Genomic DNA, 19,177 nt, shown 5'->3' with positions numbered 1-19,177 from the left:
ATGATCTTTGAACTTTATCGAAGAAGCAGTGGTTTGCAGGTAGGAAAAGTCGGCGCTAGATAGCCGATCAGGACTCATTGCGTACAAAAAAGGCCTACCTCCCGGTAAGCCTTTTCCACCCTCTGTAGGACTCAATCCCCCAACGCCGCCCCCTCACGCCGAGGATCCGCCCCACCCGCCAACGAAGCCTTCCCCTGAGCATCCTTCACCCGAACAATCGCCTGGGTGCCGCTGGTCATGTCGATCTCGTTCACGCTGTGCCCTTTGTCCTTCAACGCTTGAATCAGCCCGGCGCTGAACTGGCCTTCTTCCAGTTCCGTCGGGCCATTGCGGCTACCGAAGTTGGGCAGGTTGATGGCTGCTTGCGGATCGAGGTTCCAGTCGAGCAGGCCGATGGTCGATTTGGCGACGTACTCGATGATCTGCGAGCCGCCGGGCGAACCGAGGGTGGCGAGGAATTCGCCGCTCTGTCGATCGAAGATCAGCGTCGGAGCCATGGACGAGCGGGGGCGTTTGCCGGGTTCGACGCGGTTGGCGACTTTCTGCCCGTTTTCTTCAGGGATGAACGAGAAGTCGGTCATCTGGTTGTTGAGCAGGAACCCCTGCACCATCACGTGCGAGCCGAAGGCGGATTCGACGGTGGTGGTCATGGACACCGCGCCCCCGTCGTCATCGACCGCCACCACTTGCGAGGTGGAGATGCGCAGCGGCGAGCGGTCCGGTGCGTAGGCGACCTTAATGCCCGGCGGGGTGCCGGGTTTGGCCGTGCCCATGCTGCGATCACCGATCAGGGCTGCGCGGCTGGCCAGATACGTCGGGTCCACCAAGCCTTTGACGGGGACGGGCACGAAGTCGGCGTCGGCCAGATAGAGCGCGCGGTCGGCGTAGGCCAGGCGTTCGGTTTCGGAGATCAAGTGAACGGCTTCAGGCGCCGGTTCGATGCCGGCGGCTTTGTCAGTCTTGACTGGCTTCATTGATGCCAAGGCAAAGCGCGGATCGCGAGCCTCCAGCGCCTGGAGTGTGCCGAGGATCTGTGCCACGGCGATCCCGCCCGATGACGGCGGCGGCATGCCGCAGACCTGCCAGCGTTTATAGTCGGTGCACAACGGCGCGCGTTCCTTGGCCTTGTAGCCCTGAAGATCGTTCAACGACAGGCTGCCGGGGTTGGCGTGGCCCTGGACCTTGGTGACGATTTCTTGCGCAATCGGCCCTTTGTACAGCGCATCCGGCCCTTCTTTGGCGATGCGTTTGAACGCTGCGGCCAGTGCCGGGTTTTTCAACTGCGTACCAGCCGCTTTCGGGCTCCCATCCGCATTGAGGAAGTACGCCACCATGTCCGGCGAGCGCCGCATGGACAAGTCTGAAGCGATCAGCTGATGCAGGCGCGGCGAGATGGCGAAGCCTTGCTCCGCGAGTCTGATGGCCGGTTCGAACAGCTGCGCCCATGGCAGGCGACCGTGTTTCTGATGGGCCAGCTCAAGCGCCCGCAACACCCCCGGCGTTCCCACTGAGCGACCACCAATCTGCGCCTGGGTAAAGGCCATCGGTTTGCCGTCGGCCTGTAGGAAAAGTTTCTCGGTCGCGCCGGCCGGTGCCGTTTCGCGACCGTCGTAAGTGCGCACGTTCTTGCCATCCCACAACACAATAAACGCGCCGCCGCCGATGCCCGAGGATTGTGGCTCCACCAGCGTCAGCACCGCCTGCATGGCAATCGCGGCATCAATCGCCGAACCGCCCTGACGCAGCATTTCCCGCCCGGCTTCGGCTGCCAGTGGATTGGCCGCCGCGGCCATGTGTTTCGAGGCGTGGCGGGTTTGCAGGTCGGTGCGATAACCCGAGGCGCTTTCTGGTGCGACCGGCAACGTTGACGTCGGCGGGGCGTTGCAGGCAGCGAGGGTCAGCGCGGTGGCGATCAACGACACGGCTGACAGGCGATAGCGGCTCAAGTGAAAGGCTGAGAACACGTTGGGCACTCCGTCCGTGGGAAAAGATCAGGGAACTTTATCGGCCGACAGGGCGAGGTGCAAACCACGGACTACAGCAAAGACGCTTTTGTCCTTCATGAGTCAACGGATTTTCTGTAGGGTCTAGAGAACAGACGAGCCAGAAGACCAACAAGAGGCAGCCATGCAGACGGAGTTTCCTACCCAGCCGAGTTACCGCGCACAACGTGAACAATTCCTCGCGGCAGCGACGGCGGCCGGAGCGACACTGACCGCGTATACGCATCCACTCAAAGGGCCCTTCGGCGAGACCCTGAGCACCGATGTGGCGGTGTTGGGCGATCCGGGTGCCAAGCGACTCCTGATCGCGTTGAGCGGCACCCACGGGGTGGAAAGCTTCTATGGCTCCGGTTGTCAGATCAAGTGGATGCAGGAGTTGGGCAAGCGTTCACTGCCGGCCGATGTCGCGGTGGTGATGATCCACCTGATCAACCCGTGGGGCACCGCGTGGCTGCGCCGGGTCAACGAAGACAACATCGACCTGAACCGCAATCACCTGAACTTTACGGGCCCGCTGCCGGACAATCAGGCTTACGCAGCGCTGCATGAAATCTATGCCTTCACTGAGTTGCGAGGCCCGGAGCGTGACCGCGCCGATGCCTTGCTTGACGGGCAGATTCGCGAACACGGCTGGCCGGCGGTGATGTCGATTGTCGAGGGCGGCCAGCACAGTCATCCCGATGGTCTGTTTTATGGCGGGCTGGCGCCGAGCTGGTCGAACCGCACGCTGCACGAAATCATGCGAAAGCATATTTCCCACGCCGAGGTCGCGATGTGTTTCGACTTGCACACCGGTGCGGGCGAGTATGGTCATCCGATGTTGCTGACCATCACCGAGGCCGCTTATCCCGCGCTGCCTGATGCGCAGGCCATTTACGGTCCGTGGCTCTACACGTTGCTCACCGGCGCCGATACCTTGAGTGAAACCGGTGTTGCAGCAACCGCTACGGGCTACACCTCGCAGGCACTGATCAATGCGCTGCCGCAGGTAAAACTGATGCCATTTGTGATCGAGTGCGGGACTTACCCGGGGGCGGACGTTCATCGTCATTTGCGCGATGACCATTGGCTGCACCTGCACGGTAATCCGAGTGATGCAGTGGGGCGTGAGATCAAACTGAACCTGCTGGAGCAGTTCTATCCTGCCGACAGCGACTGGCAGGAGATGGTCTGGCTGCGGACCTGGCAGATTTGGGAGCGAGCGTTGTCGGCGTTGCCGACGGTTGGTTCCTGACGTGCTGTTCGAGGCACTTTTCTCGGGGCATAAAAAAACGGCCTACCTTTCGGTAAGCCGTTTTTAGTACTTGGTGGCTACACAGGGACTTGAACCCCGGACCCCAGCATTATGAATGCTATGCTCTAACCAACTGAGCTATGTAGCCAAGTGGCGCGCATTATTCACCGGTAATGCAGATGCGTCAAGCGTAAATCTAAAATATTTCTCTACGCTTTCAACCGCTTATCCACCTGACCCGAAAATTCGAACCAGGGGAGGGCGTCAACTGAGCTGAAATCTCCCGGTATTGGCACTCAGGGCCTTGCTGCCCTGGCTCAAGGTTTCCGCCGCCAGGTTCACCGCCCGTGCACCTTCGAGCAATCTTACCGCTGCCTGATCGACCTGCTGGATGTTGCCGCTGACTTCATCGGCAGTACTGGCCTGTTCCTCCACTGCCGTGGCGATTTGCGCCAGGGTGTCGGTCACGCCTTGCACTGCGAGGGCAATTTCGCCCAGGCGTTCACCCAGGCTGGTGACTGACTGGGCATCACTTTGTGCCTGGCTACAGGCCGCTTCCATCAGGCTGACCGCCTCATTCACCGTGCTGCGCAGGCTGTCCACGGTGCCGGCGATCTGCGCCGTGGAGGACTGGGTGCGTTGCGAGAGGCTGCGCACTTCATCCGCCACCACCGCAAAACCACGACCCTGTTCGCCAGCGCGAGCTGCCTCGATCGCCGCGTTGAGCGCCAACAGGTTGGTCTGCTCGGCCACGCCGCGAATGGTGTCGACCACCAATTGAATCTGCTGCCCTTGTTCGCTGACCCGCCCGAGTGCCGCCGCCGTGTCGTTCAAACGCTGATTGAGCTGCTGAATGCTCGCCGTGGTGCGCTGACTGTCGCGGCTGCTGTCGGCCGCAATCCTTTGGGTGTGCTGAGCGCTGCCGGACGCCTGTTCACAACTCTGGGCGACCCCTTGAGAGGTCGCCGCCAATTGCGTGGCCGCTGCGGCGATCTGGCTGATCTGCAATTGCTGCGCTTCAACTTCGCCCAAGGCGCCGCTGGAGTGATGGTTGAGGGTGCGCACCGCATTGCTCACCTGCAAGGTTTCGTGATCGACCCCCAGCAAACTGTTGCGCAGTTGCACTACCGCGACGTTCAGGGCGGTGCTGATGGCCGCCAGTTCGTCGCGTCCCTGCACCGGCACTTGCAGGCTGAGGTTGCCGTCGCGCAAGGCTTCGGCCAGCAAGGTGATGCCACTGGCGCTGCGACGGATCGAGGCCTGCAAACAGATGAACAGGTACAGCGCGGCCAGCAGCAGACAGCCGAAGATCGTTGCCACGAGAATGAACTGGCGAATCGCCGAGCCGTGGTAGTAATCCAGACGCTGATCCAGCGACACCAGCGACTGCTGGCGCAGCGAGGCAAGGTCGGTGAGCAGGGCGTCGAGGCTGCGTTCGAACTCTTCCGGTTTGAGCTTGATGCTGCCGCCGAAAACACCGTCGTCGAGGACTTTCAGTTCGGCGTCCAAATGCTTGAGGCTGTCGTGGTATTGCCCGGCCCAGCTTTGCAAGGCGCTGGGCAGGCGTGCTTCCAGAAGGCTGGCAGTTTTCGCCAACTGTTCACGGGCATCGCCGATACGGCTGCGCAAATCGCGCAATTGCAGACGGCTTTGCAGGGTGAACTGCCCGGACACCACCGACGCCTGACCGACACTGGCGAGGCGGCCGACCCGTTCAATCAGGTCCGGTGCGTGTTGCGTGGAAATCTGCGTCAGCAGATACGTTTCCAGCCAGGGCGCGAGCGTCAGGCGATTGTCCATGGCGATCTGCTCGCGCAAGGCTTGCAGCGCACTCAAGGCGTTGGTGAAACGATCGTAGCCATCCGGCCACCAACCGACACTGCTCAGGCTTTTCGAGTCGAGGCCGTTGAGAGCGGTTTGCAGGGCCTGGTAACGGGCCAGGGTTTCGCCCTCGGCGCCTTCGGTTTTCAGCGCATTGCCGAGGTCCGAGGTGGCTTGGGCGACGGCGGGTTGTACCGCATCGAACGCAGCCATCGCGGCAAGGGTCGCAGGCGTTGGCTGGCGATTGGTTTCCGTCGCGCGCCAGCGGGCAGCGCGGTCACGTTGCGCGGCGAGCAGGTTATCGAGCGCATCCAGGGCGAGCAGTTGCCGAACGCCGGCACGTTCGCCGGAGATCAGGTTCAGTTTGGCGCGATAGTCCTGACCGATCATCAACAGGCTGCCCGCCAGCGGCAGGATAAACAGCAGAAACAACAACTGAAATTTGCGTGCGAAGCCAAAACGCCCCAGCAATCCGATCCCCGGTGATAAAAAAGCCTGCATGCCCCATGACTCCTCTGGATACCACGCACCATTGGCGTGCGTCGAGGTCTTTGCGACCGCGACTTGTGCCCCTTTAAAAGGCCTCGAAAGTTCACCTTTGTCAGCTCTGTAGGCCGACTCTGTGGCGAAACTTCCCATTCTCGGTCCCCTTTGTAAGGGGCCGCGTTGAAGCGGATTAACAAGGCAAGATTCAGACCATGGCGTTGAGCTATCAACGACTGAATTTAGTTCGTTAGCTGGCTAAGGGGATGGCGCTGCTGCACTGAAAAATGGCACATTGACCCACCTGCCCGTGTGCACCCATCTGTTGTACGGAAACTCTCATGGCTATCAGCAATGCCCAGACCGGCGCGACGCCGGCATCCGCGACTCCACAAAGCAGCCCGCTGGTCATGCGCATCATCGGCGCGGTGGCGCTGGCGCATTTGATCAATGACCTGATTCAGTCGGTGCTGCCGTCGATTTATCCAATGCTCAAGGCCAACTATGGCCTGACTTTTACCCAGGTAGGATTAATCACCCTGACCTTCCAGCTGACAGCGTCATTGCTACAGCCATGGGTCGGCTACCACACCGATCGCCATCCCAAACCCTGGCTGCTGCCGGCGGGAACGGTCTGCACGCTGATCGGCATTTTGATGATGTCGGTGGTCGGCAGCTTCCCGATGATTCTACTGGCGGCGGGGTTGATCGGTATCGGCTCCTCGACCTTTCACCCGGAAGCTTCTCGTATTGCGCGGTTGGCCTCGGGCGGGCGATTCGGCCTGGCGCAATCGACCTTTCAGGTTGGCGGTAATGCCGGCTCAGCCTTTGGTCCGTTGCTGGCGGCGGCGATCATCATTCCCTTCGGGCAGGGCCACGTAGCCTGGTTCGGCTTGTTCGCTGTGTTTGCGCTGTTCGTGCTCTATCGGATCAGCCGCTGGTACGCCAACCACTTGAACCTGTTCAAGCTCAAGCAAGGTCAGGCCGCCACTCACGGCCTGTCAAAACGCCGGGTCATCAGTGCGCTGGTGGTGCTCGGGCTGCTGGTGTTTTCCAAGTATTTCTACATGGCGAGCTTCACCAGCTACTTCACCTTCTACCTGATCGAGAAGTTTGATCTGTCGGTGGCCAGTTCGCAGCTGCATCTGTTCCTGTTTCTGGGCGCAGTGGCGGCGGGGACGTTCTTTGGTGGACCGATCGGCGACAGGATCGGGCGTAAGGCGGTGATCTGGTTCTCGATCCTTGGTGTTGCGCCGTTCACGCTAATCCTGCCTCACGTTGATCTGTTCTGGACCAGCATCCTCAGCGTGGTGATTGGCTTCATCCTCGCGTCGGCGTTCTCGGCCATCGTGGTTTATGCCCAAGAACTGGTGCCGGGGAATGTCGGGATGATTGCTGGGGTGTTCTTCGGATTGATGTTCGGTTTTGGCGGGATTGGCGCGGCGTTGCTCGGGCATTTGGCCGATATTCACGGCATCGAATACGTGTACTTCCTGTGCTCGTTCCTGCCGTTGTTTGGCGTGTTGGCGATCTTCCTGCCGAGAACCAAAAAGCCCTAGCACCGCCGGACCGGTAGAAGCGAGCGGTGCGGCGGTCCGACTTGCCCGCGAAGAACGATGACGCGGTGCTTCAGTTCAACCGCGTTATCGTTCTTCGCGGGCAAGCCTCGCTCCTACAGGATTGTGGGTTGCCCGGGTTTCAGGCACAAAAAAGCCGCGTATCAAACGCGGCTTTTTCTTGTGCGGCTGCTTCGTCTTGAAAAACTTACACGTTGAAACGGAAGTGCATCACGTCGCCGTCTTTAACGATGTAGTCCTTGCCTTCCAGACGCCATTTACCGGCTTCTTTGGTGCCGGCTTCGCCCTTGTACTGGATGAAGTCGTCATACGCGATGACTTCGGCGCGGATGAAGCCTTTTTCGAAGTCGGTGTGGATCACGCCAGCAGCTTGCGGCGCGGTGGCACCGACGCGGACGGTCCAGGCGCGGACTTCTTCGACACCGGCGGTGAAGTAGGTCTGCAAGTGCAGCATTTCGTAGCCAGCACGAATCACACGGTTCAGACCTGGCTCTTCAAGGCCCAGGGCTTCGAGGAACATGTCTTTCTCTTCACCGTCATCCAGCTCGGCGATTTCGGCTTCGATCTTGTTGCAGACCGGAACCACCATGGCGCCTTCTTCTTCGGCAATGGCCTTGACGATGTCCAGCAGCGGGTTGTTCTCGAAACCGTCTTCAGCGACGTTGGCGATGTACATGACCGGCTTGGTGGTCAGCAGGTGGAAACCACGAATCACCGCTTTATCGTCGGCACCCATGGTCTTCATCAGCGTGCGCGCTGGCTTGCCGAGGGTGAAGTGAGCGATCAATTGCTCCAGCAGGCCTTTCTGGACGACGGCGTCCTTGTCACCACCCTTGGCGTTGCGGGCGACTTTCTGCAGTTGCTTCTCGCAGCTGTCGAGGTCGGCGAAGATCAGTTCCAGGTCGATGATTTCGATGTCGCGTTTCGGGTCGACGCTGTTGGAGACGTGAATTACGTTCTCGTCTTCGAAGCAGCGGACTACGTGAGCGATGGCATCGGTCTCACGGATGTTGGCGAGGAATTTGTTGCCCAGGCCTTCACCTTTCGAGGCGCCGGCTACCAGGCCTGCGATGTCGACGAATTCCATGGTGGTCGGCAGGATGCGCTTTGGATTGACGATGGCCGCCAGGGCTTCCAGACGCGAATCCGGCATCGGCACGATGCCGGTGTTCGGCTCGATAGTGCAGAAGGGGAAGTTCTCGGCCGCGATCCCGGATTTGGTCAGGGCGTTGAACAGGGTGGACTTGCCGACGTTAGGCAGGCCGACGATGCCGCAATTGAATCCCATGGTGTTTCCCCTCGGATTAGAGTCAGGCCTTCTGGCTGTGCAGGTTTTTCATCGCGCGGTTCCATTCACCGGCGAGGATATCCGGCAGCACGCCGAGGGCAAAGTCGATGCTGGCATCGAGTTTTTCCTGTTCGGCGCGTGGCGCACGACCCAGGACGAAATTTGAAACCATACTGGCAACGCCCGGGTGGCCAATGCCAAGCCGCAAGCGGTAAAAGGTATTCTGATTGCCCAGTTGCGCAATGATGTCGCGCAACCCGTTGTGACCGCCATGGCCGCCGCCCTGTTTGAGTTTGGCAACGCCCGGTGGCAGGTCGAGTTCGTCATGCGCCACGAGGATTTCTTCAGGCTTGATGCGGAAGAAACCGGCGAGTGCCGCGACGGCCTGGCCGCTGCGGTTCATGTACGTGGTGGGAATCAGCAGACGAACATCCTGACCCTGATGCGAATAGCGCCCGGTCAGGCCGAAATATTTGCGATCGGCCACAAGGCTGACACCCTGTGCGTTCGCGATGCGCTCAACAAAAAGGGCCCCTGCGTTATGCCGGGTCTGTTCGTATTCAGCGCCTGGATTTCCCAGGCCGACGATCAGTTTTATGGCAGTCACGATAGGGGCCCTTCCTTGGAGTGGTGGGTAACATCGCCGAAATCAGTGTGTGCGGCGAAAGTGGACGACAAGTGCTCATTTACCATTATGTAAACTCCGCGTTCTCGCCCGCTTTCTCGCTACGTTCCAGTCCGCGATGTTACCGGGTCACTCCGGCATGACAGAGTAAATTACTCTGCAGTACCTTCAGCAGCAGCTTCTGGAGCAACACGTGGAGCGTGGACGTTGGCAACAGCCTTGTCATCGCCGTGTGCCAGAGCAACAAACTCAACGCCTTTAGGGGCTTTGAGGTCGGACAGGTGAATGATCGAACCGATTTCGGCGTTAGCCAGGTCGACTTCGATGAATTCAGGCAGGTCTTTTGGCAAGCAGGTCACTTCGATTTCCGAAACAACGTGCGAAACTTCGCCGCCTTTCTTGATCGGAGCTTCTTCACCAACAAAGTGTACAGGCACGATAGCGGTCAGTTTCTGGCCAGCTACAACGCGTACGAAGTCAGCGTGCATCACGTGGCCTTTGGCCGGGTGACGTTGCAGAGCTTTGATGATTACGTTTTGCTTGGTGCCGCCAACGTTCAGCTCGATGATGTGGCTGTAAGCCGCTTCGTTTTCGAGCAGTTTGGCAACTTCTTTAGCCAGCATGCTGATGGATTCAGGGGCTTTTTCGCCACCGTAAACTACAGCTGGTACCAGGCTTGCGAGACGACGCAGGCGGCGGCTCGCACCTTTCCCCAGGTCGGAACGCACTTCAGCATTCAGAGTAAAATCGTTCATGTTGTATCTCCAAAATAACCACATTCGCCCCAGCGGTTGCGACCAGCGCTAAAGGCGATATGGGCAAAAAAGCCCCGCCCCGACAGGAATGCCGGGGCGGGGCGCTTTTCGTCAACGAGACAGTCGAGAAGGGCAGGGCCCTTAACGGAACATCGCGCTGATCGATTCTTCGTTGCTGATGCGGCGGACCGCTTCGGCAACTACCGGCGCGATATCCAGTTGACGGATACGCGAACAGGCTTGAGCAGCAGCGGACAACGGGATGGTGTTCGTCACCACCAGTTCGTCCAGCATGGAATTTTCAATGTTTTCGATCGCCCGACCGGACAGCACAGGGTGTGTGCAGTAGGCGAAAACCTTGGCAGCGCCATGCTCTTTCAAAGCCTTGGCCGCGTGGCACAGAGTGCCGGCGGTATCGACCATGTCATCGACCAGAATACAGGTACGCCCTTCGACATCACCGATGATATGCATCACTTCAGAGTGATTGGCTTTCTCACGGCGTTTGTCGATGATCCCGAGATCCACGCCCAGGGATTTGGCAACAGCACGTGCGCGCACGACGCCGCCAATGTCCGGGGACACGATCATCAGGTTTTCGAAGCGCTGATCTTCAATGTCATCCACCAGAACCGGGGAGCCGTAGATGTTATCTACTGGAATATCGAAGAAACCCTGGATTTGGTCAGCATGCAGATCAACCGTGAGAACACGGTCGATGCCGACTACGGTAAGCATGTCAGCAACGACTTTCGCGCTGATAGCCACACGTGCGGAACGCGGACGGCGATCCTGACGGGCATAACCAAAGTAAGGAATAACAGCAGTAATACGAGTAGCCGAGGAGCGGCGGAAGGCATCAGCCATCACTACCAGTTCCATCAGGTTATCGTTGGTCGGAGCGCAAGTCGGCTGAATAATGAAGACATCTTTACCGCGGACGTTTTCATTGATCTCGGCTGTAATTTCGCCGTCGGAAAACTTGCCGACAGAGATGTCACCGAGAGGGATATGCAGCTGACGTACGACACGCCGAGCCAGATCGGGGTTAGCGTTCCCCGTAAAGACCATCATCTTGGACACGCGCAGTACCTAGAGGCTGAGGGTAACCTGGATGAGTATAGAAAATGGCAGGGGCGGCTGGATTCGAACCAACGCATGGCAGGATCAAAACCTGCTGCCTTACCGCTTGGCGACGCCCCTGTATCTGTTGCAACGATTACCCAGTAATCGGTTCCTTTAGAGCAGACTTTGCAGCTTGCGATGCAACATCGAAACGTTGCTTCCTTTTGCTACAAACCCTGTAAGGGTCTCTGTAAGAAGGGCCGAGACTTTATCAGCTTCAGCTTTGCTTGGGAAGCCCCCAAACACACAACTTCCAGTTCCGGTGAGTTTTGCTTCGGTAAATTTACCTAACAAATTCAATGCGTTACGTACATCTGGATAACGCCTTGCTACCACCGGTAAGCAGTCATTTCGACTGTTTCCCTTGGGAACGGGGCGCACTTTAATGGGAGAAGAGTTACGTGTCAACAACGGATCTGAAAAAATTTCTGCTGTACTTACAGAGACTTGCGGCACCAGCACGACATACCACGGTTCTTCGGGGTCTACAGGGGTGAGTTTCTCCCCCACGCCTTCGGCAAAAGCCGCGTGTCCACGCACGAAAACCGGGACGTCGGCCCCCAGTGTCAGGCCCAGCGCAGCCAGTCGATCCTCATCCCAGTCCAGTTGCCAGAGGTGATTCAGGCCGAGCAACGTCGTCGCGGCATTTGAGCTGCCGCCGCCGATTCCCCCGCCCATGGGCAGAATTTTTTCGATCCAGATGTCGATGCCGAGTGAGCAACCGGATTGCTCCTGAAGTTTTTTCGCGGCTTTGACGATCAGGTTGCTGTCGTGAGGAACGCCGACGAATTCGGTGTGCAGTTGAATCACGCCGTCGTCGCGTACGGCGAAGGTGATTTCATCGCCGTAGTCGAGAAACTGAAAAATCGTCTGCAACTCGTGGTAACCGTCTTCACGGCGACCGAGGATGTGCAGCATCAAATTGAGTTTGGCCGGGGAGGGCAGCGTCAAGCGCGGAGCAGTCATGTTCACTGCCCCAGTTTGCGTGGTTGCCATTCCTTGATCACCAACGTGACATCAAGGTCGGTGCCGTGCAGTTTGATCCGCTCGGGCAGCCAATAGCCGTTTTGCTCGGCGTAACTGAGGTATTCCACTTGCCAGCCATCCTGTTCGAGATTGGCCAGGCGGCTGTCGGCATCCAGGGTCAAGCGACTTTTGCTGTCCGGCGCCGGAAGTCCGCGAACCCACCAGGCCAGATTGGACACCGGCAGCTTCCAGCCGAGCTGTTCTTCGACCAGCGCTTCGGGAGTCGTTGCGTCATAGCGGCCCTGATTGGCCACTTCCAGCGAGACTTTGCCGGGGCGACCGGTCAAGCGAGCAGCACCGCGACCCAGCGGGCCGGAAAGGCGAATGTCGTAGTAGTCCTGTCGTTGCAGCCAGTACAGCGTGCCGCTGCCCGAATCCTTTGGCGCACGAATACCGATCTTGCCGTTGATCTGCCAGCCATCGAGCCCTGCCAGCTGTTGCTTGTACTCGCGCCATTGGGCCGGGTTGCCTTGACCCTGGACCGATTCGCGAGCGCCGAAGCCCGCGCAACCGGCGAGCAGGGCGATGAAGCTGAAAACAATGAGGTGGCGCAAAAACATAATCTTAAAGAGTCTCTGATCCGGTCAGGCGCTTGATGGTGCTGCGCAGGATGGGGCTGTCGGGTTGTTCCTTGAGGAACTTGCCCCAGATTTGCTTGGCTTCGCGTTGCTTGCCATTGGCCCACAGGACTTCACCCAGGTGCGCGGCAACTTCCTGATCGGGGAAACGCTCCAGGGCCTGACGCAGGTAGCGCTCGGCTTCATCGAGATTGCCCAGGCGGAAATGCACCCAGCCGAGGCTGTCGAGTACCGCCGGGTCTTCCGGGTTGATCTGGTGCGCTTGTTCGATCAGGGCCTTGGCTTCGGCGTAACGCGTCGTGCGGTCGGACAGGGTATAGCCGAGGGCGTTCAACGCCATCGCATTGTCCGGGTCGCGCTTGATGATCAGGCGCAGGTCTTTTTCCATCTGCGCCAGGTCATTGCGTTTTTCCGCCTGCATGGCGCGGGTGTAAAGCAGGTTCAGATCGTCCGGGTATTTTTGCAACGCGGTTTGCAGAACCTTCCAGGCCTTGTCGGGCTGATTATTGGCAGACAAGGTCTCGGCTTCGATCAGGTACAACTGAATCGCGTAATCGGGTTGCTCATCGCGTTCGGTAGCCAGACGGCTTTGGGCTTCGGCGGTCTTGCCGTTGTTGATCAGGATGTCGGTCTGGCGCAGTTGTGCGGGCAGGTAGTCATTGCCCGGGCCGACCTGGGCGTACTCGATCAGCGCGCCTTGTGGATCGTTGCGTTCTTCAGCGATACGGCCGAGGTTCAGGTGCGCCGAATCGACGTGGCTTTCCCGGGCAATCAAATCTTCCAGGTAACCCTTGGCCTCGTTCCAGGCCTTGGCTTCCAGGCACACCAGCGCCAGGGAATAACGCAGTTCGTCGTCTTCCGGGTATTGCTGAACCAGGCTTGAGAACTCGACTTTGGCGTCATCCATGCGGTCCTGTTCAACCAGCATGCGCGCATACGTCAGGCGCAGGCGTTTGTCGTCGGGGTATTTCTTGATGCTTTTTTGCAGCAGCGGCAAGGCTTCGTCGCCACGGTTGAGCCCTTGCAACAGGCGCGCGCGCAGCAGGATCGGGGCAATTTCGCCGTCGTCCGGTGGATTGTCTTCCAGCAGGGTCAGCGCGCCTTTGGTGTCGCCGTCCTGTTGCAGCAGCAAGGCCTTGCCGAAGATCAACTGGCTATTGTTCGGGTGGCGCAGCAATAAACGGTCAAAACTTTTCATCAAGCCGTTGCGCGTGTCCTGGTCGGTATCGGCCGCGGACAGGGCGAGGAAGTCGAAATGGGTGTCGCCCTTGCCTAACAGGACTTTCTCCATATAGGCCATGGAGTCGTCATAACGCCCGGCGCGAGCCAGCTGCACGGCCGCCGCACGTTGCGCCTCGAGATCGTCCGGGGCGTTTTTTGCCCAGATCAATGCTGTATCCAGGGCGGCCTGATCGGCGCCCAGGTACTCGGCGATGCGGAAAGCCCGCTCGGAGATACCCGGATCCTGGGTATTGATGGCCTGGGTCACGTAATTGTCCAGGGCAATGTCGAAACGATTGCGCTGGCCAGCCAGTTCGGCGCTCAACAGGCTGAATACGGTTTCTTCACTGAATGAGCTGTAAACCTTGGGCTTTTCAGGGGCCGGAGTGCTGTCTTCGACCGGCGGCGTACCGTCCGACGAGACGGGTGCCAAGACCTGGCAGCCGCTGAGGAAGACAAAAGCGAGGAGCAACGCGGAAGATCTATTCATATAGGAAGAGGACGACTAACCTGCGGTCGGATCATCATGACACAAGCCTTCGGCCAAACATAACCGAGTCTCGATTGATGCCTTTATAGAGGCAGGTCAATGGGACAATAGTCAGCGGTAGTTGTTCTGGCTCTGTCGAAGTAGGACAATTGCCGGCTTCACGTCACCATCAGCGACCTTGAATGGCCTTCCTTGCACTCGGTATCAACCACAAGACTGCGTCAGTAGACGTCCGCGAGCGCGTGGCCTTTACCCCTGAGCAACTGGTGGAGGCCTTGCAGCAGCTCTGCCGACTCACCGACAGCCGCGAAGCTGCGATCCTCTCCACCTGCAATCGCAGTGAACTGTATATAGAACAGGATCACCTTTCGGCTGACATCGTGTTGCGCTGGCTGGCCGATTATCACCATTTGAGCCTCGAAGAGCTCCGTGCGAGCGCTTATGTGCACGAAGATGATGCGGCAGTTCGTCACATGATGCGGGTGGCCTCCGGGCTCGATTCGCTGGTGTTGGGCGAACCGCAGATTCTCGGTCAGATGAAATCGGCCTACGCCGTTGCGCGTGAGGCCGGCACCATCGGGCCGCTGCTCGGGCGTTTGTTTCAAGCGACGTTCAATGCCGCCAAGCAAGTGCGCACTGACACGGCCATCGGCGAAAACCCGGTGTCCGTGGCGTTTGCCGCGGTCAGCCTGGCGAAACAGATTTTCAGTGACTTGCAACGCAGCCAGGCCTTGCTGATCGGCGCTGGCGAGACCATCACCCTGGTCGCCCGCCATCTGCACGAACTGGGTGTGAAGCGCATCGTGGTCGCCAACCGTACCCTGGAACGCGCGAGCATACTGGCCGAGCAGTTTGGCGCCCATGCCGTATTGCTCTCGGACATCCCGGCGGAGCTGGTGCGCAGCGACATCGTTATCAGCTCCACCGCCAGCCAGTTGCCGATCCTCGGCAAAGGCGCCGTGGAAAGCGCCTTGAAACTGCGCAAGCACAAACCGATTTTCATGGTGGACATCGCCGTCCCTCGGGATATCGAGCCGGAAGTCGGCGAACTGGACGACGTTTACCTGTATAGCGTCGACGATCTCCACGAAGTGGTCGCCGAGAACCTCAAGAGTCGCCAGGGTGCAGCCCAGGCGGCCGAAGAGATGGTCTCGGTCGGTGCCGAAGATTTCATGGTCCGCCTGCGCGAACTGGCGGCGGTGGATGTGCTCAAGGCCTATCGACAACAAAGCGAGCGCATGCGCGACGAAGAATTGCAAAAGGCCCAGCGCATGCTGGCCAACGGCAGCAGCGCCGAAGAGGTGCTGGTGCAACTGGCGCGCGGCCTGACCAACAAACTCTTGCATGCACCAAGCGTGCAGTTGAAAAAGCTGTCTGCCGAAGGCCGCCTCGATGCGCTGGCCATGGCCCAGGAACTCTTTGCCCTGAATGAGGGCTCATCGGATAGCTTTTCGGATAAGAAACCGCAATGAAAGCGTCACTGCTCAATAAGCTGGACATCCTCCAGGATCGTTTCGAGGAATTGACCGCCTTGCTTGGCGATGGTGAAGTCATTTCCGATCAGGCCAAGTTCCGCACCTATTCCAAGGAATACGCGGAAGTCGAACCGATTGTCGCCACCTATAAACAGCTGCTCAAAGTGCAGGGTGACCTCGAAGGCGCCCAGGCACTGCTCAAGGACAGCGACCCGGACATGCGCGAAATGGCCGTGGAAGAAGTTCGCGAAGCCAAAGAGCAACTGATCGACATCGAAGCCAGCCTGCAACGCATGCTGCTGCCCAAGGATCCGAATGACGGGCGCAACGTGTTTCTCGAAATCCGTGCCGGCACCGGCGGTGACGAGGCGGCGATTTTCTCTGGCGACCTGTTCCGCATGTATTCGCGTTACGCCGAGCGGCGTGGCTGGCGGGTGGAAATCCTCTCCGAGAACATCGGCGAGCACGGCGGCTATAAAGAAGTCATCGCCCGGGTCGAAGGCGAGAACGTCTACGGCAAACTGAAATTCGAATCCGGCGCGCACCGCGTGCAACGGGTTCCGGCCACCGAATCCCAGGGTCGCATCCATACCTCGGCCTGCACCGTGGCGGTGTTGCCCGAGCCGGACGAACAGGAAGTGATCGAGATCAACCCGGCGGATCTGCGGGTCGATACGTATCGCTCCTCCGGTGCCGGTGGTCAGCACGTCAACAAGACCGACTCGGCGATCCGCATCACGCACTTGCCGTCCGGTATCGTCGTGGAGTGTCAGGAAGAACGTTCACAACACAAAAACCGCGCACGGGCGATGTCCTGGCTGTCGGCCAAACTCAACGATCAGCAGACCAGCGCCGCCGCCAATGCGATCGCCAGCGAGCGTAAGTTGCTGGTCGGTTCGGGTGATCGCTCCGAGCGCATCCGCACGTACAACTTTGCCCAGGGCCGGGTGACCGATCACCGAGTCAACCTGACGCTGTATTCCCTCGACGAAATCCTCGCGGGCGGCGTCGAAGCGGTGATCGAACCGTTACTGGCCGAGTTCCAGGCCGATCAATTGGCAGCGATAGGTGAGTAAATGACGATCATTGCCAGTTTGTTACGCGCCGCCGATTTGCCCGACTCGCCCACGGCGCGTCTGGATGCCGAATTACTGCTGGCCGCTGCCTTGGGCAAGCCCCGCAGTTTTCTGCACACCTGGCCGGAACGCATTGTGCCGAGCGACGCCGCGCTGAAATTCTCCGAGTACCTGCAACGCCGTCGTGGCGGTGAGCCGGTGGCCTACATCCTCGGCCAGCAAGGTTTCTGGAAGCTCGATCTGGAAGTCGCGCCGCACACGCTGATCCCGCGCCCGGACACCGAATTGCTGGTGGAAGCCGCGTTGGAATTGTTGCCGGCAACACCGGCCAAAGTGCTCGACCTCGGCACCGGCAGCGGCGCCATTGCGTTGGCTCTGGCCAGTGAGCGTCCAGCGTGGAAAGTCACTGCCGTGGATCGCGTACTCGAAGCCGTGGCCCTGGCCGAGCGCAATCGCCAGCGCCTGCACTTGAACAATGCCACCGTGCTCAGCAGCCATTGGTTCAGCGCCCTGGAAGGTCAGGGTTTTCAACTGATCATCAGCAACCCGCCTTACATCGCCTCCGCCGATCCGCATCTGGTGGAAGGCGATGTGCGCTTCGAACCGGCCAGTGCCTTGGTGGCTGGCGTCGATGGGCTCGACGATCTGCGTCTGATCGTCGATCAAGCGCCGGATTATCTGGAGGCCGGTGGCTGGTTGATGCTCGAACACGGCTACGATCAAGCGGTGGCAGTCCGTGATTTGCTGCTGACCCGCGGCTTTGAAGAAGTCCACAGCCGCACTGATCTGGGCGGTCACGAACGTATCAGCCTGGGGCGTCTGCCGTGCTGAATGATCAGGAATTGTTGCGCTATAGCCGGCAGATTCTGTTGCAACACGTCGACATCGACGGCCAGTTGCGGCTGAAAGAAAGCCGCGTGTTGATCGTCGGCCTCGGCGGTCTCGGCTCACCGGTTGCGCTCTATCTGGCGGCGGCCGGTGTCGGCGAGCTGCACTTGGCGGACTTCGACACTGTTGACCTGACCAACCTGCAACGCCAGATCGTTCACGACACCGACAGCGTCGGCCTGAGCAAAGTCGATTCGGCGATTCGCCGTCTGAGTGCGATCAATCCCGAGATTCAATTGATTGCCCATCGCACCGCGCTGGACGAAGACTCCCTGGCGGCCGCCGTGGCTGCGGTGGATCTGGTGCTGGACTGCTCCGACAATTTTTCCACCCGCGAAGCGGTCAACGCTGCGTGCGTTGCTGCCGGTAAGCCGCTGGTCAGCGGCGCGGCGATTCGCCTCGAAGGGCAATTGTCGGTGTTCGACCCGCGCCGCCCAGAGAGTCCGTGCTACCACTGTTTATACGGTCACGGCAGCGAAGCTGAGTTGACCTGCAGTGAAGCCGGCGTCGTCGGTCCATTGGTTGGGCTGGTTGGCAGCCTCCAGGCGCTGGAAGCCTTGAAACTGTTGGTGGGTTTCGGCGAGCCTCTGGTGGGGCGCCTGTTGTTGATCGATGCCTTGGGCTCGCGCTTCCGTGAGTTGCGGGTCAAGCGTGATCCGGGCTGCAGCGTCTGTGGTTCGAAACATGCGTGAAGCGCCTATCGGCGTGTTCGACTCCGGTGTCGGTGGGCTTTCGGTGTTGGCCGAGATCCAGCGCTTGCTGCCCAACGAGTCTCTGCTGTACGTCGCCGATTGCGGCAATGTTCCCTACGGTGAGAAAACCCCGGCGTTCATCCAGCAGCGTTGCAGCGTGATGGCCGAGTTTTTTCAGCAGCAGGGCGCCAAGGCCTTGGTGCTGGCCTGCAACACGGCGACCGTATCCGGTGTTGCGGATCTGCGCCGCGATTTCCCTGAGTGGCCCATCGTCGGCATGGAACCCGCCGTCAAACCCGCCGCTGCCGCCACCCGCAGTGGCGTGGTCGGCGTACTCGCCACCACCGGCACGTTGCAGAGCGCCAAGTTTGCCGCCTTGCTCGACCGTTTCGCCACCGATGTAAGGGTCATCACTCAGCCGTGCCCCGGCCTGGTGGAGCTGATTGAAAACGGCGATCTGCACAGCGAGGCATTGCGTCAGTTACTGGCCGGGTATGTCGGGCCGCTGCTCGGCGCCGGGTGTGACACAATAATTCTCGGCTGCACGCATTACCCCTTCCTAAAGCCGTTGCTTAAGCAGATGATCCCGGATGACATCAGCTTGATCGACACGGGCGCCGCTGTAGCGCGGCAACTTCAGCGCCTGTTGGCCGAGCGTGAATTGCTCGCCGACGGGCCTGCACGTGCTGCGCAGTTCTGGACGAGTGCCGATCCGGAGCATTTCAGAAATATCTTGCCGATCCTGTGGAATACCGCTGGCGTTGTGCAAAGCTTCAAGGGGTAAACAAAATTCTGGGGCACACGAATAATTGGGGTGAAC

General features: G+C 59.5%; 16 protein-coding genes and 2 tRNA genes. 7 read left to right on the top strand and 11 right to left on the bottom strand.

Annotated features, from left to right (window positions below):
• Positions 1-131: 131 nt before the first annotated feature.
• A complete protein-coding gene (gene ggt, locus ACYZTY_RS23630) occupies positions 132-1,964 on the bottom strand; it encodes a gamma-glutamyltransferase (protein ID WP_461955702.1) in 1,833 nt (610 codons plus the stop codon).
• 163 nt (positions 1,965-2,127) lie between these two features.
• Between ggt and ACYZTY_RS23625 the strand changes: the two genes are divergently transcribed.
• The gene (locus ACYZTY_RS23625; RefSeq protein WP_461955701.1) at positions 2,128-3,237 is read left to right on the top strand and encodes a DUF2817 domain-containing protein; all 1,110 of its coding nucleotides are present in this window, start codon (positions 2,128-2,130) and stop codon (positions 3,235-3,237) included.
• Positions 3,238-3,308: 71 nt separating this feature from the next.
• On the opposite strand, the gene ACYZTY_RS23620 is transcribed toward ACYZTY_RS23625, so the two are convergent.
• Both ACYZTY_RS23620 and ACYZTY_RS23615 read right to left on the bottom strand, forming a co-directional pair.
• Positions 3,309-3,385 (bottom strand) — tRNA-Met (locus tag ACYZTY_RS23620).
• 116 nt (positions 3,386-3,501) lie between these two features.
• Positions 3,502-5,559 carry a methyl-accepting chemotaxis protein gene (locus ACYZTY_RS23615; RefSeq protein WP_461955700.1) on the bottom strand — a complete coding sequence of 686 codons (2,058 nt, stop codon included), beginning with the start codon at positions 5,557-5,559 and terminating at the stop codon, positions 3,502-3,504.
• Positions 5,560-5,882: 323 nt separating this feature from the next.
• Here ACYZTY_RS23615 and ACYZTY_RS23610 point away from each other — a divergent pair, with 323 nt between their 5' ends.
• Complete coding sequence (locus tag ACYZTY_RS23610) at positions 5,883-7,100, top strand: MFS transporter (RefSeq protein WP_461955699.1); 1,218 nt, start codon at positions 5,883-5,885, stop codon at positions 7,098-7,100.
• A gap of 205 nt (positions 7,101-7,305) precedes the next feature.
• Here ACYZTY_RS23610 and ychF read toward each other — a convergent pair whose 3' ends face one another.
• From ychF to ACYZTY_RS23570, 8 genes are all read right to left on the bottom strand, one after another.
• Positions 7,306-8,406 carry a redox-regulated ATPase YchF gene (ychF, locus tag ACYZTY_RS23605; RefSeq protein ID WP_134419017.1) on the bottom strand — a complete coding sequence of 367 codons (1,101 nt, stop codon included), beginning with the start codon at positions 8,404-8,406 and terminating at the stop codon, positions 7,306-7,308.
• Positions 8,407-8,428: 22 nt separating this feature from the next.
• Positions 8,429-9,013 (bottom strand): aminoacyl-tRNA hydrolase, encoded by a 585-nt coding sequence (pth, locus tag ACYZTY_RS23600; RefSeq protein ID WP_461955698.1) that lies wholly within the window; start codon positions 9,011-9,013, stop codon positions 8,429-8,431.
• A 170-nt stretch (positions 9,014-9,183) separates the two neighbouring features.
• Positions 9,184-9,786 (bottom strand): 50S ribosomal protein L25/general stress protein Ctc, encoded by a 603-nt coding sequence (locus ACYZTY_RS23595; RefSeq protein ID WP_461959386.1) that lies wholly within the window; start codon positions 9,784-9,786, stop codon positions 9,184-9,186.
• Positions 9,787-9,927: 141 nt separating this feature from the next.
• Positions 9,928-10,869, bottom strand: a complete 942-nt coding sequence (locus ACYZTY_RS23590) for a ribose-phosphate pyrophosphokinase (RefSeq protein WP_003208392.1) — start codon at positions 10,867-10,869, stop codon at positions 9,928-9,930.
• 45 nt (positions 10,870-10,914) lie between these two features.
• Positions 10,915-10,989 (bottom strand) — tRNA-Gln (locus ACYZTY_RS23585).
• A gap of 36 nt (positions 10,990-11,025) precedes the next feature.
• Positions 11,026-11,877: a 4-(cytidine 5'-diphospho)-2-C-methyl-D-erythritol kinase gene (gene ispE, locus ACYZTY_RS23580; RefSeq protein WP_131059510.1), complete on the bottom strand. Its 852-nt coding sequence runs from the start codon at positions 11,875-11,877 to the stop codon at positions 11,026-11,028.
• A 2-nt stretch (positions 11,878-11,879) separates the two neighbouring features.
• Positions 11,880-12,497, bottom strand: coding sequence for a lipoprotein insertase outer membrane protein LolB (gene lolB, locus ACYZTY_RS23575; protein ID WP_461955697.1), 618 nt, complete (start codon positions 12,495-12,497; stop codon positions 11,880-11,882).
• A gap of 4 nt (positions 12,498-12,501) precedes the next feature.
• Positions 12,502-14,226 (bottom strand): tetratricopeptide repeat protein, encoded by a 1,725-nt coding sequence (locus ACYZTY_RS23570; protein WP_461955696.1) that lies wholly within the window; start codon positions 14,224-14,226, stop codon positions 12,502-12,504.
• Between the two features lie 182 nt (positions 14,227-14,408).
• On the opposite strand from ACYZTY_RS23570, the gene hemA reads away from it, so the two are divergent.
• Genes hemA through murI form a run of 5 tightly spaced genes read left to right on the top strand, consistent with a single transcriptional unit; the run spans position 14,409 to position 19,141 of the window.
• Complete coding sequence (gene hemA / locus ACYZTY_RS23565; protein ID WP_461955695.1) at positions 14,409-15,698, top strand: glutamyl-tRNA reductase; 1,290 nt, start codon at positions 14,409-14,411, stop codon at positions 15,696-15,698.
• Positions 15,695-16,777, top strand: coding sequence for a peptide chain release factor 1 (gene prfA / locus ACYZTY_RS23560; protein WP_131059492.1), 1,083 nt, complete (start codon positions 15,695-15,697; stop codon positions 16,775-16,777). The genes hemA and prfA overlap by 4 nt, the downstream gene beginning before the upstream one ends.
• Positions 16,778-17,608, top strand: coding sequence for a peptide chain release factor N(5)-glutamine methyltransferase (prmC, locus tag ACYZTY_RS23555; RefSeq protein ID WP_461955694.1), 831 nt, complete (start codon positions 16,778-16,780; stop codon positions 17,606-17,608).
• Positions 17,602-18,357: a molybdopterin-synthase adenylyltransferase MoeB gene (locus ACYZTY_RS23550; protein WP_461955693.1), complete on the top strand. Its 756-nt coding sequence runs from the start codon at positions 17,602-17,604 to the stop codon at positions 18,355-18,357. Before prmC ends, ACYZTY_RS23550 begins: the two co-directional genes overlap by 7 nt.
• Positions 18,350-19,141 (top strand): glutamate racemase, encoded by a 792-nt coding sequence (gene murI, locus ACYZTY_RS23545; protein ID WP_461955692.1) that lies wholly within the window; start codon positions 18,350-18,352, stop codon positions 19,139-19,141. Before ACYZTY_RS23550 ends, murI begins: the two co-directional genes overlap by 8 nt.
• The last annotated feature ends 36 nt before the right edge of the window (positions 19,142-19,177 follow it).

This window comes from Pseudomonas sp. LB1P83, from assembly GCF_054897885.1.
The sequence above is the reverse complement of the archived record's forward strand: the minus strand, read 5'-3'. Positions and strand labels throughout refer to the sequence as shown.

What these genes read in the sequence shown, in the direction of transcription:
- ACYZTY_RS23625 (WP_461955701.1), top strand. Translation starts at nt 2,128, where the DNA reads ATGCAGACGGAGTTTCCTACCCAGCCGAGTTACCGCGCACAACGTGAA.
- ACYZTY_RS23615 (WP_461955700.1), bottom strand. Translation starts at nt 5,559, where the DNA reads ATGCAGGCTTTTTTATCACCGGGGATCGGATTGCTGGGGCGTTTTGGC.
- ACYZTY_RS23610 (WP_461955699.1), top strand. Translation starts at nt 5,883, where the DNA reads ATGGCTATCAGCAATGCCCAGACCGGCGCGACGCCGGCATCCGCGACT.
- ychF (WP_134419017.1), bottom strand. Translation starts at nt 8,406, where the DNA reads ATGGGATTCAATTGCGGCATCGTCGGCCTGCCTAACGTCGGCAAGTCC.
- ACYZTY_RS23595 (WP_461959386.1), bottom strand. Translation starts at nt 9,786, where the DNA reads ATGAACGATTTTACTCTGAATGCTGAAGTGCGTTCCGACCTGGGGAAA.
- ispE (WP_131059510.1), bottom strand. Translation starts at nt 11,877, where the DNA reads ATGACTGCTCCGCGCTTGACGCTGCCCTCCCCGGCCAAACTCAATTTG.
- lolB (WP_461955697.1), bottom strand. Translation starts at nt 12,497, where the DNA reads ATGTTTTTGCGCCACCTCATTGTTTTCAGCTTCATCGCCCTGCTCGCC.
- ACYZTY_RS23570 (WP_461955696.1), bottom strand. Translation starts at nt 14,226, where the DNA reads ATGAATAGATCTTCCGCGTTGCTCCTCGCTTTTGTCTTCCTCAGCGGC.
- hemA (WP_461955695.1), top strand. Translation starts at nt 14,409, where the DNA reads ATGGCCTTCCTTGCACTCGGTATCAACCACAAGACTGCGTCAGTAGAC.
- prfA (WP_131059492.1), top strand. Translation starts at nt 15,695, where the DNA reads ATGAAAGCGTCACTGCTCAATAAGCTGGACATCCTCCAGGATCGTTTC.
- prmC (WP_461955694.1), top strand. Translation starts at nt 16,778, where the DNA reads ATGACGATCATTGCCAGTTTGTTACGCGCCGCCGATTTGCCCGACTCG.
- murI (WP_461955692.1), top strand. Translation starts at nt 18,350, where the DNA reads ATGCGTGAAGCGCCTATCGGCGTGTTCGACTCCGGTGTCGGTGGGCTT.